Raw genomic sequence first — 12,624 nt, 5'->3', positions numbered from 1 at the left:
GGCCGTGAGCTGCCGGTGTTCACGAGAGCCGGCAAGTATAGCCTGTACGTCTACTTGGTACACGTCTTCCTCGTCGTCGCGTGGAAAGCGTTCGTGCCGGCGGCGTTCATGCCGACGTCATGGCTCCAGCTCCTCGTCTTGTTCGGGGTGGCGTTCGCGATCGTCCTTCTCATCATCAGCCCGCCCGTCGTCCGGCTTTTGCGACCGCTCGTCGAGATCGATGTCCGCAAAGTCCAAGACGAACGGGCGACAAAGGCGTAAACCCTTTTCTAAACGCGTGTTTTCCGCTACACTTTAAACTAGGGTAACGAAACTAGAGCTAAGGAAGTGACACCATGCCATACGGAAATGGAATGAACAGTACTGAAGGAGACGTCAACGTCTCACGCCACGTCGTCGAAATGATCGCCGCCGTCGCGGTGAAAGAGACGAAGCACGTCTCGTTCACGCAAGAAGACACGAAATTGTCGGAGCGCGCGCTCATGAAGCACGTGAAAGTCGAGGAGACCGAAGAAGGCGTCGTCATCCAGTTGGCGGTATTCGTCGCATACGGACAGTCGATCATCAAGACGATCACGGCCGTCCAAGAGCGCATCACGCAAGACATGGACACGATGCTCGCGATGACACCGCTCGCCGTCAACGTGAAAGTGGTCGGTATCCAATTGTAAGCAGTCGAAGAGGGGCGATGCGCTCCTCTTTTTAATTTTTTCTGCGAAAGCGGTTGCATAGATAAGGCGATATCCGATATAATAGAAATCGAACAAGTGCAACCGTTTGCATCGATGACCAACGAGCAGCGGGTACTTGTCAAGTTCCCTAAATGTAGTCTGACGACAGAAACATTTGAAGGAAAGGCGGAAAGCATGTATGTCAACGATTGAAGCAGTCATTTTCGATTTGGACGGTGTCATCACCGACACCGCGGAGTACCATTACCTCGCTTGGAAACAACTCGGGGAAGAGCTCGGCATTCCATTTGACCGTGAGTTCAATGAGACGCTCAAAGGCGTGAGTCGCACCGACTCGCTCGAACGCATCCTCGCGCTCGGCGGGAGACAGTCTGACTTCACACCGGCTGAAAAAGCGGAACTCGCGAACAAGAAGAACGAGCATTACGTTGAACTCATTCAACATATCTCTTCTGACGATTTGCTCCCGGGCATCGTTTCATTCCTCGATGAAATTAAAGAGGCTGGTCTCAAAATCGGGATGGCGTCCGCTTCAAAAAACGCATTCGCGGTCGTTGACGCACTTGGCGTCCGTCATTACTTCGACCACATTGTCGATGCAGCAACTGTCGCCGACTCAAAACCACATCCCGAAGTGTTTTTGAAGGCTGCCTCAGCTCTTGGCGTGAAACCCGAACATGCCATCGGCGTCGAAGACGCAGCCGCAGGCGTGACTGCGATCAAAGCGGCAAACATGTTTGCTGTCGCCGTCGGGGAAGAGTCGATGCTCGGTCATGCAGACCTCATCGTTTCTTCGACCGACGAACTCTCGCTTGGACGCATCCTCGAACGCGTCGGAGCGTAAAGACTACAATCATCTTCCGTGAGACGGCGACTGCCCCGAACAGTCGCCGTCTTTATTTTAGGTATAAAGTCCCGAGTGAAAGAATTACCTTAATATAAGATGACAAATACGTTACAAATACGTTACACTTTTATATGGAAATAAGGAATAATTAGAAATTCTTAATTTTAAATAGGGAATCAAGGGTTTTAATGGGATGTAGAAGGGGGATTTGTGAGTGGGAAATACAAACGTCAATGAACACATCTATCGGGAACTGATGGAAATCGAGGAGTCTTACCGTCAATTGCAGCGACGGGCCGAGTATTTGATTTCGGAGCTCAGCCGGGAGAACGGAGAGGGATTCGTCATGACAGATGCGACAAAACGATTGCGCCCACGTCGTGTCAACCAACGTTATCCGCTTGAGGTGTACGTCCATCAAGTGACGGACTTATTGAAAGAACGGAAAACGATGAGCGTCCGCGACATCCAGATGGAACTCGAACTTCGTTACCGGCACCATATAAGTAACATCTACCAACTGATGGTGAAAATCGAGTCGGTCAATCCGGAAGTCAAGAAAATCGGCCGAGGCCTCTATACATATGAAGAAACAGCTGAGACAGCCCCGACGGAACCAGCGCACGCATGACGTTAGCCCGACGAATCGTTCGTCGGGCTTTCTTGGCTGTAATATTTCTGATACGATTTCGGTGACGGGAAATATGCTATAATTCGCCAGAGTCTATTTTTATTGAGAGAGGAACTGTGGGCCCATGCTATGGATTGCCATGTTGGTCAGTTTTGTGATGGCCATCTTGATCACGCCGCTCGTGCGCCGGTTTGCGTATTTAATCGGAGCGGTTGATCACCCGAACGCCCGAAAAGTACATGTACGTCCGATGCCACGAATCGGCGGCCTCGCCATCTTCATCGCGTTTTTGATTGGTTATGCGCTCCTTTTGCCAGCGAGCCGTTACAATGACGCCATCTTGATCGGTGCCGTCGTCATCATCTTAACCGGCCTCATCGACGACCGGTTCCAACTGTCGGCCCGCGTCAAGCTGATGGGCCAGATGATTGCGACCGTCGTCGTGCTCCATTCCGGCATGCGCATCGAGATGATCAATTTGCCGTTTGACCAACAGCTGTATCTTGGCTCATGGAGCATTCCGGTGACCGTGCTTTGGCTGATCGGCATCACGAACGCGATCAACTTGATTGATGGCCTTGACGGTCTCGCCGCCGGGGTGTCGAGTATCGCCCTCGGGACAATCGCGCTTCTCGCAATCATCCAAGGAAACGTCTATTTGACGATGATGGCCTTGTTGCTCCTCGCGAGCACGCTCGGTTTCCTCGTCCACAATTTCTATCCGGCGAAGATTTTCATGGGGGACACCGGGGCGCTCTTTCTCGGTTATATGCTCGCCGTGTTCTCGCTCATCGGGTTCAAGAACGTGACGTTGTTCTCGCTCGTCGTGCCGGTATTGTTGCTCGGCCTGCCGATCTCGGACACGATCTTTGCGATCGTCCGCCGGCTCGTCCAAGGGCGGCCGCCGATGTCGCCCGACAAGTCGCATATGCACCACCAGTTGATCGACATGGGGTTCACGACGCGGCAAGCTGTCCTGCTCATGTACGGGATGACGTTCTTCTTCGGCATCGCCTCGATTTTGTTCGCAAAGACGACTACGATTGGTGCGATCATCACGTTCGTCATCGTCTTGATCGTCATCGAACTGATCGTCGAGTCGACGGAACTGATCCACCCGAACTATAAACCAATTATCCAGATGGCGCGGCGCCTGCTTGGCCGGACGAACGCGTCGGATTGACGCAAAAATGACCACAGACATGATGTCTGTGGTCATTTTTTAATAGGTCGTCGTCTCACTCAGTCCGTCGTCGACGTCCGACTCTTCTTCCGAGTCACGGTCGGTCCCGGCCGTGAAGGGAAGTCCGAGCTCGGTTTTGAGGAGCGCTTGCTTGTCTTCAAGGTCCGCCTCGTCGATCTCGTAGTAGTAAACGCCGCCGATCGTCAAGTCGTCGCCTTTCAACGTCTCTTGGTTGAACGAGCGGAGCGACTTCGTATACGGCTGGAGCTGGGACGCCTCGGAGAGCGACATGTTCGTCCGGATGTTGTTGCCGACGGCATTCATGATCCGGTTCAGCTTCGTAAACGAGTTGATCGTCGTCGCCTCGTTGATGATCGCCTCGAGCACTTGTTGCTGGCGTTTCGCCCGGCCGACGTCACCCTCGGGGTCGTCTTTGCGCATCCGGGCGTAGGCGAGCGCTTCTTTGCCGTTTAGCGTCTGGACGCCCGGTTCGAGCTCGACGTTCCCCGTCGCCCGCCCCGAGATCGGGATCAAGACGTCGACTTCGATACCGCCGACCGCATCGACGAGGTCTTCGATCCCGTCGAAGTTGATCGTCGCGTAGTAGTCGATCGGGATGTCGAACAAGTTCTCGACCGTGGCGATCGTCGTGTCGATGCCGCCGTACGAGTAGGCGTGGTTGATCTTGTCCTTGAACTCGCCGTCCGTCGTGACGATGTCGACATACGAGTCGCGCGGGATGCTGACGAGTGTGACTTGGCGAGATTCCTTGTTGAACGTCGCCACCATGAGGGAGTCGGTCCGTCCTTCTTCAAGCGAGGCTCCGCCATCGACACCGGCCAAGAGGACGGAGAAGTGATCTTTCGTCAAGTCGACCGTGTCGTCACGCCGGTCGGATTTGTCGCCGCGGTTGAGCTCGTCGTTCGCGTTCTCGGCCGTCTCGTTCGCCTTGAAGACGAAGTAGCCGAACGCCGCACCGCCGAGGGCGAGGACGATGCCGAGGGCGATGATGATGGCTTTCCACGGGGGACGTTTCTTGCGAGGGCGTTGTTCCATGTCTTCTCCTCATTTCAGTCGTTTCTTTTAGTATACGTGACCTACCGCACAAAATCACGTTCGATGATACGGATGTCCTGGGTCTCGAGTCCCCCTTGTCCGTTCGTCAGGTCGATGAGCCAGGCGAGTGCGGTCTCGGTCGCCTCGACCGGGACGGAGATGTGGAACGTGACGTCTTCGGCATAGACGATGTCGTCGAGGAGATAGTCCGATTGACGCAGCTCGTTCTCGACTTTCCCAATCCAACCGTAATCGACCGCGAGCGTCAAGCGTTGCATTGGCACACGTTCGACGATGCCGACCGCATCGAGCCCTTCGCTCACCGTGCCGCCGTAGGCCCGAATGAGTCCGCCGCCACCCAGTTTGATGCCGCCGAAGTAACGGGTGACGACGACGACCGTGTCTTTCAACTGTCGTTTTCGCAACACTTCGAGCATCGGCATGCCGGCCGTGCCGCTCGGCTCGCCGTCATCGTTCGCTTTCTGGTGCTCGTTCCGTTCTCCAATGATGTAGGCTGAACAGTTATGGTTGGCGCTCCAATTCGCTTTTTTGATCGCTTGAATGAAAGCTTGCGCCTTTTCTTCCGTCTCGACCCGTTTGAAGTAAGCGATGAATTTTGATTTTTGAATGACGACCTCGTATTCTCCATCTTGTTTTATAGTATAATTTGGTTCAGCAGACATTTCTGAAAATTCTCCTTTCTATTTTTGAATATTTTTTTTAGAATTCAAGTAGGCGATCACGCCTCTCTTGGCGAATTTTGCTAAGGAGACCTCTATGTGACACTGTAACATTCGCTTTTTGAGACGATAATAGAAACGAGGACTAACTACCGACGTATTAGGGGATGGCATCGTGAATCATATTACCGATCGTACAGCTTTAGAACATATCATAACAAATATGATTGATACGGTGACGGAAAGTAAAGAGGAGATCGTCCGGATAACCGAGAGTTCGGCCAACGAGTATTCGTTGATTCAAAACGAGTTGAAAGATTTGACGGAAAAAATCGAGTTTTATATTACAGAATCGGACCGGCTCGACTTGCTCGTGAAAGCGGCAAAGAATAAGCTCGTCCAAGTGAGCAAGAAGTTTCATATACATAGCGAACAAGAGATTCGAGACGCCTACGAGCGGGCGAACCAAATGCAGCTCGAACGTTTTCTCGTTCAAAAAGAAGAGATGAACGCCCAGCAGCGTCGAAACGACCTCGAGCGCAGACTGCTCGTCCTCGAGGACACGATCGAACGGGCCGAGAAGCTCGTCAGCCGGGTGTCCGTCGTCTTGAACTTCTTAAGGGACGACTTGCAGCAAGAGTATTCGGACATGATGAAAAAGCAGGAGATGGCAATCAGCGTCTTCGAGGCGGCCGAGCGCGAGCGGCGCCACCTCGCCCGTGAGATGCACGACGGACCGGCGCAATCGCTTGCTCATATTTTGATTCGGGCCGACTTGATCGAGAAGACGTTCGACAAACGCGGCAAGGACGAAGCGTTCGCTGAACTGCACGAGTTGAAACGGCTCATCCGCGGTGCTCTCGTCGATGTGCGGCGGCTCATCTATGACCTCCGCCCGATGTCACTCGACGACCTCGGTTTCTTGCCGACGCTCGAGCGTTACCTTCATCAGACGGAAGAGTACACGACGATCAAGACGCGGCTCAACTATCGCGGCAACCGAGCGCGTCTCCCGGAGAAGCTTGAGATCAACGTGTTCCGCCTCGTTCAAGAGGCCGTCCAAAACGCGATCAAGCATTCGAAGACGCCAGAGATCATCGTCAACGTCGAACAAGCGCACGACGCGATCCATATCCACGTGCGCGACCACGGCATCGGCTTCGTCCCGAGCACGATCGGGGAAGAGTCGTTCGGCATCGTAGGGATGCGCGAACGGATCGAGCTCGTGAACGGCAGTATCACCATCGATTCGGAAGTCGGCAAAGGGACAGTCGTCCGCATGTCGATTCCAATCACGTAACGGAAAGAACCAAGGGGGAATCATAAAATGGAACTGACACAGACACGCATCGCAATCGTCGATGACCACGAGCTGTTTCGCGAAGGCTTGAAACGGATTTTTGATTTAGAGGACGAATTTCACGTCGTCGCCGAAGGGCGCACCGGGCTCGATGCGATCCGTATCGCGAACGAACATAATCCAGAGATTTTGATTCTCGACATCAACATGCCGGACTTGAACGGAATCGAGGCGACGAAACAGTTGTCGCTCCTCTCGCCGGACACGCGCGTCCTCATATTGTCGATCCATGACGACGAGTCGTACATCACGCACGCGCTTGAAGCGGGCGCGTCTGGCTTCTTGCTCAAAGAAGTCGCATCGACCGAGCTCATCTCGGCCGTCCGTTCAGTCGCCAAAGACGGGGCGTACTTGCATCCGAAAGTGACGACGAACGTACTTAAAGAATATCGCCGTCTCCTTCAAATCAAAGAAGAGCATGCCGGCCGCAACGTCGAGAACCGGACGGACGATCCTGTCTACCAGCTGTTGTCACGCCGCGAAGTCGAAGTGCTCCACTTGCTCGCCGACGGACGCTCGAACCGCGACATTAGCGACATGCTGTTCATCAGTGAGAAGACGGTCAAAAACCACGTCTCGTCTGTCCTTCGTAAAATGGACGTGAACGACCGGACGCAAGCCGTCGTCGACGCGATTCGCCGCGGATGGGTCGAGATTTGACCATGACCGATGCTTTGCCTCGTTTTTGTGTTACAATATGGAATGGAATCCTAACATAATTGGAAAAATGAAACGATGTAAAGTGAGGATATAGAATGGGAAACATAGCTATTTTGACCGACAGTACCGCCTATTTGCCGGCCGAATTTTGTGAAGCGCACGAGGTGCACGTCGCGCCGCTCAGCGTGATCTTTGACGGGGAGTCTTTCCGCGAAGCCGTCGACATCTCGACTGAGGCGTTCTATAGCCGTATCGAGGCAGGGAACTTGCCGACGACGTCACAACCGAGCATCGGGGAGACGGTCGAACTGATCGAACAGCTCCCGAACGAAGTGACCGACGTCATCGCCATCACCCTCTCGAGCGGGATCAGCGGGACGTACCAGTCGATGATCGCCTTGAACGACATGGTCGACGTCAACGTCCACGCGTTCGATTCAGAAATCTCATGCATGCCGCAAGCGTTCCTCGTCGAAGAAGCGGTCAAGCTTCGGGACGCCGGTGCCTCGGCTCAAGAGATCATGGCGCACTTGGAGAAAGTCCGCGCCTCGGTCCGTGCTTATTTCGTCGTCGACGACCTCGACCACTTGCAGCGCGGCGGACGGCTGAGCGCGGCCCAGGCGCTCGTCGGTTCGTTCCTTCAGATTAAACCGGTGCTTCATTTCCAGGACCGGCTCATCGTCCCGTTCGAGAAAATCCGGACGTACAAGAAAGCGGTGCGTCGCATCGAAGAGATGATGGAAGAGTCGATCACGGGTGACGGTGAAGGGTATTGTATCGGCATCATTCACGCCAACTGCCCGGAACGGCAAGCCGAAGAGATCGCCTCAATGAAAGCGAAGTATCCGCAGGCGCACATCTCGGGGAGCCATTTCGGACCGGTCATCGGGACACATCTCGGACCGGGTGCGATCGGCATCACGTGGTATCGCCGCAACTGGTAACAAAAAGACGGCCGAGCGGTCGTCTTTTTCGATGAAAGGAGAGAAGGCGCGTGGCCAAATATCGACAAATCTACGAACAGCTCGCTGAACAGATGCGAAACGGTGTCCTCGAAGCAGAGTCGAAGCTGCCGTCGGAGACCGAGCTCATGCATACGTACGAGGCGAGCCGCGGTACGGTCCGCAAGGCGCTCGATCTGCTTCAAGAGCACGGCTACGTCCGGAAACATCACGGCAAAGGCGTCTTCGTCTTGCGCCGTGAGCAAATCGAGTTCCAGTTCAACGGCATCGTCAGCTTCTCCGAAGTGTACGCGAGCATGCTCGGCCGCTCGATCCAGACGACCGTGGCGTCGTTCGAAGAGATCGAGGCGCCGCCTTGGCTCGCCGAACGGATGGACCTCAAGCCGGGGACAGCGATGTACCGCGTCGAGCGGGTGCGTAACTTTGACGGCGAGAACGTCATCTTGGACGTCAACTACTTCGTCAAAGACCTCGTACCCGGCTTGACGAAACAGATCGCCGAGCGTTCGATTTATGAGTACGTCGAGCGCGAACTCGGGCTCCAGATCAGCTACGCCAAACGGAAGATCGCCGCCGAGGACGTGACGGCGCTCGACCGGATGCGGCTCGACTTGCACGACTACGAATACGTCATCGTCATCACGAACGACACGTTCTTGTATGAAGGACGGCAGTTCGAATATACGGAGTCCCGTCACCGGCTCGACAAGTTCCAGTTCAGTGACGTGGCCCGCCGCTAAGGCTCTTTCTTCGGGAAGGGTCTTTTTTTGTCGTTTCGAATCGACACGAGAGGGAACAAAATGAATGAACGCCTGTCACACGTTTGTCACGATAACTTATATAGATAAGTTGTTGACACGACTCGTCTATATAAGTTAAACTTTGTTTGTAATCATATGTAACCGTATTCAACAAACGCTTTCAAACAAAGGAGGCCTACATTATGAAGGCAGATTATCGTCAAATCGCGGCGGATATCCTCGAAGCCATCGGGGGCAAGGATAACGTCGACAAGGCGGCGCACTGTGTCACGCGGCTCCGTCTCTCACTGAAAGACCAATCGAAAGTCGACGAGGCGAAAGTGAAAGAAGCCGATCTCGTCAAAGGCGCATTCGAGAACTCGGGTGTGTATCAAGTCGTCATCGGGGCGGGGGACGTCGAACGCGTCTACGCCGAGTTCATCAAGCTCGCCGGACTTGAGGCGGCGACGGTCGCCGAGGTCAAATCGGCCGGCGGCAAAAAGATGAACCCGCTGCAAAAACTCGTCAAAGTGTTCTCGGACGTCTTCATGCCAATCATTCCGGCCATCATCGTCGCCGGTCTATTGATGGGGATCAACAACTTGCTCGCGTCGGAAGGCTTGTTCGTCGACGACGCGACGCTCATCGAGGCGTATCCGAACTTGCAAGGGCTGTGGGACCTCATTAACATGATGGCGAACACGGCGTTCGTCTTCCTGCCGGCACTCGTCGGTTGGTCGGCGACGAAACGGTTCGGCGGCAGCGAAGTGCTCGGGATCGTCATGGGTCTCTTGCTCGTCCACCCGGACCTCTTGAACGCCTGGGGTTACGGTCAAGCGGCGCTTGAAGGCGACGTCCCGACGTTCGACATCCTCGGCTTGTTCGAGATCGAGAAAGTCGGCTATCAAGGTCAAATCCTGCCGATTTTGGCTGCGGCCTTCATCTTGAGCCATATTGAGATCTTCTTGAAGAAACATGTGCCGAACGCGATCCAGCTTCTCGTCGTGCCGATCACGGCCATCGTCGTCACCGGCTTCCTCGCGCTCGCGATCGTTGGTCCTGTCACGCGTGGTCTCGGTAACATCATCGCGATGAGCCTCGTCAACGTGTTCGAAGCGATCCCGGTCGTCGGGGCGCTCCTGTTCGGATTGTTCTATGCACCGCTCGTCGTCACGGGGATGCACCATTTGTTCATCGCCATCGACTTGCAGCTCGTCGCCGAGACGGGTGGTACGTTCATCTGGCCGATGATCGCCTTGTCGAACATCGCCCAAGGTTCGGCCGCACTCGCGATGTTCGTCGTTTACAAGCACAACGCGAAACAAAAGAGTATGGCGTCGACGTCGGCGATCTCCGCTTACTTCGGGATCACCGAGCCGGCCATGTTCGGGGTCAACTTGCCGAACAAGTTCCCGTTCTACTCGGCGATGATCGGATCGGCAACAGCCGCCATCTTCATCACGCTCAATAACGTCCAAGCGATCGGAATCGGTGTCGGGGGACTCCCTGGTTTCCTCTCGATCTTCACGGACAAAATCCTTCTCTTCATCGTCGGGATGGTCATAGCGATCGTCGTCCCGTTCGTCTTGACGCTCGTCTTATCGAAGCGTTACATGAAGAAAGGTGAGATCGAACAGAACAAAGTAGCATGATGACTCGGGAGGGAGGGACGGCAGTTCGTCCCTCTTTTCGATTGGAATGAAAACTCTTACAAAAGGAGACTACACACATGACACAAACAAACTGGCGCAAATCCGTCGTCTATCAAATTTACCCGAAAAGTTTCTACAGCCCGGAAGGCAACGCCACCGGATCCATCAAAGGGGTGACCGCGAAGCTCGACTACTTGGCCGAGCTCGGCATCGAGTACATCTGGATGACGCCGGTATACAAGTCGCCGCAAAACGACAACGGCTATGACGTGAGCGACTATTACGCCATCGACCCATCGTACGGGACGATGGATGACTTGGATGAGCTCATCCGCGAGGCCGAGGCGCGCGGCATCGGGCTCATGATGGACATCGTCGTCAACCACTCCTCGACCGAGCACGAGTGGTTCCAAAAATCGCTCGCCGGAGACGAGCGCTACCGCGACTATTACATTTGGTGCGACGAGCCGACGAACTGGGAGTCGAAGTTCGGCGGCAACGCCTGGAAGTACGACGAGAAGAGCGGCCAGTATTTCCTCCACTTGTTCGACGAGACGCAAGCCGACCTCAACTGGGAGAACGAACAGATGCGCGAGGACGTCTATGAGATGATGCGCTTCTGGCGCGAGAAAGGCATTAAAGGGTTCCGCCTTGACGTCATCAACTTGATCTCGAAACAACAAGACTTCCCGGAAGACGATTCGGACGGACGCAAGTTCTACACCGACGGGCCGCGCATCCATGAATTCTTGAAAGAGATGAACCGTGAAGTGTTCGAAGGGCACGACGTCATCACGGTCGGCGAGATGTCGTCGACGACGCTTGACCACTGCGTCCGCTACTCGAACCCGGACGAGCAAGAGCTCAGCATGACGTTCAGCTTCCATCACTTGAAAGTCGACTATCCGAACGGCGAGAAGTTCGTCGCCGCCCCGTTCGACTTTGTCCAGTTGAAAGACATCATGTCGACGTGGCAAGAAGGGATGCACGGCAAGGGTTGGAACGCCATCTTCTGGTGCAACCATGACCAGCCGCGCGTCGTCAGCCGCTTCGGCAATGACACCGACCACCGCGTCGAGAGCGCGAAGATGCTCGCGACGGTGCTCCACGGCCTGCAAGGGACGCCGTATATCTATCAAGGCGAGGAGATCGGCATGACGAACCCGGGCTTCGACTCGCTCGACGAGTACCGTGACATCGAGACGCTCAACATCTACAAGTTGAAGCGCGAACAGGGCGTGTCGCACGAGGATATGATGGCCGCCATCAAGCAGAAGTCGCGCGATAACTCGCGGACGCCGATGCAGTGGGACGCGACGCCGCATGCCGGTTTCACGAGCGGGACGCCGTGGATCAACGTGGCGCCGAATTACAAGGAAGTGAACGTCGAGACGGCGCTTGACGACCCGAACTCGGTGTTCTACCACTACAAGAACTTGATCTCACTCCGAAAAGAGCTCGACGTGTTGACGGACGGGGACTATACGCTCCTGACGCCGGACGCGCTTGACGTCTGGGCGTACACGCGGAAGACGGACGAAGAGGAAGTGCTCGTCGTCGCGAACTTCTACGGCCCTGAGACGACGCATGAGATTCCGGAAGGCTTCACGCGGGCCGATGTTGTCAGTCACAACTACGACGTGCCGCAACTCGACGGGACGACGCTGTCGCTCCGGGCGTACGAGGCGATCATGTTCTACAAGCGGAACGCATGACACATAACGAGAAAAACTCGCCAGACGATTTCGTCTGACGAGTTTTTTTGATTATAGGTGTTAGTCGAAGGCGTCACGTCGGTCCAATGACCGCGAGACGTTCATGGCATCCCCGAAATTGTCGTCCACGACGTCTCCGGCTCGAGTGACGCGCACCCACAACTCAGCTTCGATATGGGACGGGGGCGCGAACAATACGTAATATTTCGCATCGTATAGTGATAAGTACGTCACGTCGGTTACAACGAGTTCCATCTCGGGATACGTTGTGTCGACATATGTTGTGGCTGATCGAACGGCTCGCTGTTCGGCCGCCTCGCTGCCGTTGAACACATACCACACCCACCAACCGAGACAGAACACGACCATCATTCCGAGTATGGTCAAGACGTTATGAAGTGGTCGTTTGTGCATCGGACACCTACTTTCCAATTATTGGGCTACTC

The 12,624-nt window shown here is 54.8% G+C and carries 13 protein-coding genes and 1 pseudogene; 11 read left to right on the top strand and 3 right to left on the bottom strand.

What is annotated here, in order from left to right; genetic code table 11:
* From JJU47_RS11860 to JJU47_RS11840, 5 genes and pseudogenes are all read left to right on the top strand, one after another.
* Positions 1–261 (top strand): annotated as a pseudogene (locus JJU47_RS11860) (OpgC domain-containing protein); the annotation flags it as partial.
* Between the two features lie 74 nt (positions 262–335).
* Positions 336–671 (top strand): Asp23/Gls24 family envelope stress response protein, encoded by a 336-nt coding sequence (locus JJU47_RS11855; protein WP_228619682.1) that lies wholly within the window; start codon positions 336–338, stop codon positions 669–671.
* A gap of 199 nt (positions 672–870) precedes the next feature.
* Complete coding sequence (pgmB, locus tag JJU47_RS11850; RefSeq protein ID WP_228619680.1) at positions 871–1,536, top strand: beta-phosphoglucomutase; 666 nt, start codon at positions 871–873, stop codon at positions 1,534–1,536.
* Positions 1,537–1,753: 217 nt separating this feature from the next.
* On the top strand, positions 1,754–2,170 hold the full coding sequence (locus tag JJU47_RS11845; RefSeq protein ID WP_228619678.1) for a Rok-like winged helix domain-containing protein: 417 nt from the start codon (positions 1,754–1,756) through the stop codon (positions 2,168–2,170).
* 124 nt (positions 2,171–2,294) lie between these two features.
* Positions 2,295–3,353 (top strand): glycosyltransferase family 4 protein, encoded by a 1,059-nt coding sequence (locus JJU47_RS11840; protein WP_228619676.1) that lies wholly within the window; start codon positions 2,295–2,297, stop codon positions 3,351–3,353.
* A gap of 39 nt (positions 3,354–3,392) precedes the next feature.
* Here the strand turns inward: JJU47_RS11840 and JJU47_RS11835 are convergent, their stop codons facing one another.
* Entirely contained in the window at positions 3,393–4,409 is a 1,017-nt protein-coding gene (locus JJU47_RS11835) for an LCP family protein (RefSeq protein ID WP_228619673.1), read from the bottom strand.
* 41 nt (positions 4,410–4,450) lie between these two features.
* A complete protein-coding gene (locus JJU47_RS11830; RefSeq protein WP_228619669.1) occupies positions 4,451–5,092 on the bottom strand; it encodes a YigZ family protein in 642 nt (213 codons plus the stop codon).
* A 172-nt stretch (positions 5,093–5,264) separates the two neighbouring features.
* Between JJU47_RS11830 and JJU47_RS14710 the strand changes: the two genes are divergently transcribed.
* The 6 genes from JJU47_RS14710 to treC all read left to right on the top strand — a co-directional run bounded on the left by JJU47_RS14710 (position 5,265) and on the right by treC (position 12,178).
* Positions 5,265–6,389 carry a sensor histidine kinase gene (locus tag JJU47_RS14710; protein WP_228619666.1) on the top strand — a complete coding sequence of 375 codons (1,125 nt, stop codon included), beginning with the start codon at positions 5,265–5,267 and terminating at the stop codon, positions 6,387–6,389.
* Positions 6,390–6,416: 27 nt separating this feature from the next.
* Positions 6,417–7,109 carry a response regulator transcription factor gene (locus JJU47_RS11820; protein WP_228619663.1) on the top strand — a complete coding sequence of 231 codons (693 nt, stop codon included), beginning with the start codon at positions 6,417–6,419 and terminating at the stop codon, positions 7,107–7,109.
* Between the two features lie 95 nt (positions 7,110–7,204).
* Positions 7,205–8,053: a DegV family protein gene (locus tag JJU47_RS11815; RefSeq protein ID WP_228619661.1), complete on the top strand. Its 849-nt coding sequence runs from the start codon at positions 7,205–7,207 to the stop codon at positions 8,051–8,053.
* Positions 8,054–8,145: 92 nt separating this feature from the next.
* Entirely contained in the window at positions 8,146–8,811 is a 666-nt protein-coding gene (gene treR / locus JJU47_RS11810; RefSeq protein ID WP_300997915.1) for a trehalose operon repressor, read from the top strand.
* A 203-nt stretch (positions 8,812–9,014) separates the two neighbouring features.
* A complete protein-coding gene (gene treP, locus JJU47_RS11805) occupies positions 9,015–10,463 on the top strand; it encodes a PTS system trehalose-specific EIIBC component (RefSeq protein ID WP_228619656.1) in 1,449 nt (482 codons plus the stop codon).
* Positions 10,464–10,540: 77 nt separating this feature from the next.
* Complete coding sequence (treC, locus tag JJU47_RS11800) at positions 10,541–12,178, top strand: alpha,alpha-phosphotrehalase (protein WP_228619654.1); 1,638 nt, start codon at positions 10,541–10,543, stop codon at positions 12,176–12,178.
* Between the two features lie 60 nt (positions 12,179–12,238).
* On the opposite strand, the gene JJU47_RS11795 is transcribed toward treC, so the two are convergent.
* Positions 12,239–12,592, bottom strand: a complete 354-nt coding sequence (locus JJU47_RS11795) for a hypothetical protein (RefSeq protein WP_228619649.1) — start codon at positions 12,590–12,592, stop codon at positions 12,239–12,241.
* Positions 12,593–12,624 lie beyond the last annotated feature (32 nt).

It is taken from the genome of Exiguobacterium sp., assembly GCF_020832205.1.
In the GTDB taxonomy this organism is placed as follows: domain Bacteria; phylum Bacillota; class Bacilli; order Exiguobacteriales; family Exiguobacteriaceae; genus Exiguobacterium.
Note: the sequence above shows the minus strand (reverse complement) of the source record. Positions and strands in the feature narration are given on the sequence as shown.

What these genes read in the sequence shown, in the direction of transcription:
- JJU47_RS11855 (WP_228619682.1), top strand. Translation starts at nt 336, where the DNA reads ATGCCATACGGAAATGGAATGAACAGTACTGAAGGAGACGTCAACGTC.
- pgmB (WP_228619680.1), top strand. Translation starts at nt 871, where the DNA reads ATGTCAACGATTGAAGCAGTCATTTTCGATTTGGACGGTGTCATCACC.
- JJU47_RS11840 (WP_228619676.1), top strand. Translation starts at nt 2,295, where the DNA reads ATGCTATGGATTGCCATGTTGGTCAGTTTTGTGATGGCCATCTTGATC.
- JJU47_RS11835 (WP_228619673.1), bottom strand. Translation starts at nt 4,409, where the DNA reads ATGGAACAACGCCCTCGCAAGAAACGTCCCCCGTGGAAAGCCATCATC.
- JJU47_RS11830 (WP_228619669.1), bottom strand. Translation starts at nt 5,092, where the DNA reads ATGTCTGCTGAACCAAATTATACTATAAAACAAGATGGAGAATACGAG.
- JJU47_RS11820 (WP_228619663.1), top strand. Translation starts at nt 6,417, where the DNA reads ATGGAACTGACACAGACACGCATCGCAATCGTCGATGACCACGAGCTG.
- JJU47_RS11815 (WP_228619661.1), top strand. Translation starts at nt 7,205, where the DNA reads ATGGGAAACATAGCTATTTTGACCGACAGTACCGCCTATTTGCCGGCC.
- treR (WP_300997915.1), top strand. Translation starts at nt 8,146, where the DNA reads ATGCGAAACGGTGTCCTCGAAGCAGAGTCGAAGCTGCCGTCGGAGACC.
- treP (WP_228619656.1), top strand. Translation starts at nt 9,015, where the DNA reads ATGAAGGCAGATTATCGTCAAATCGCGGCGGATATCCTCGAAGCCATC.
- treC (WP_228619654.1), top strand. Translation starts at nt 10,541, where the DNA reads ATGACACAAACAAACTGGCGCAAATCCGTCGTCTATCAAATTTACCCG.
- JJU47_RS11795 (WP_228619649.1), bottom strand. Translation starts at nt 12,592, where the DNA reads ATGCACAAACGACCACTTCATAACGTCTTGACCATACTCGGAATGATG.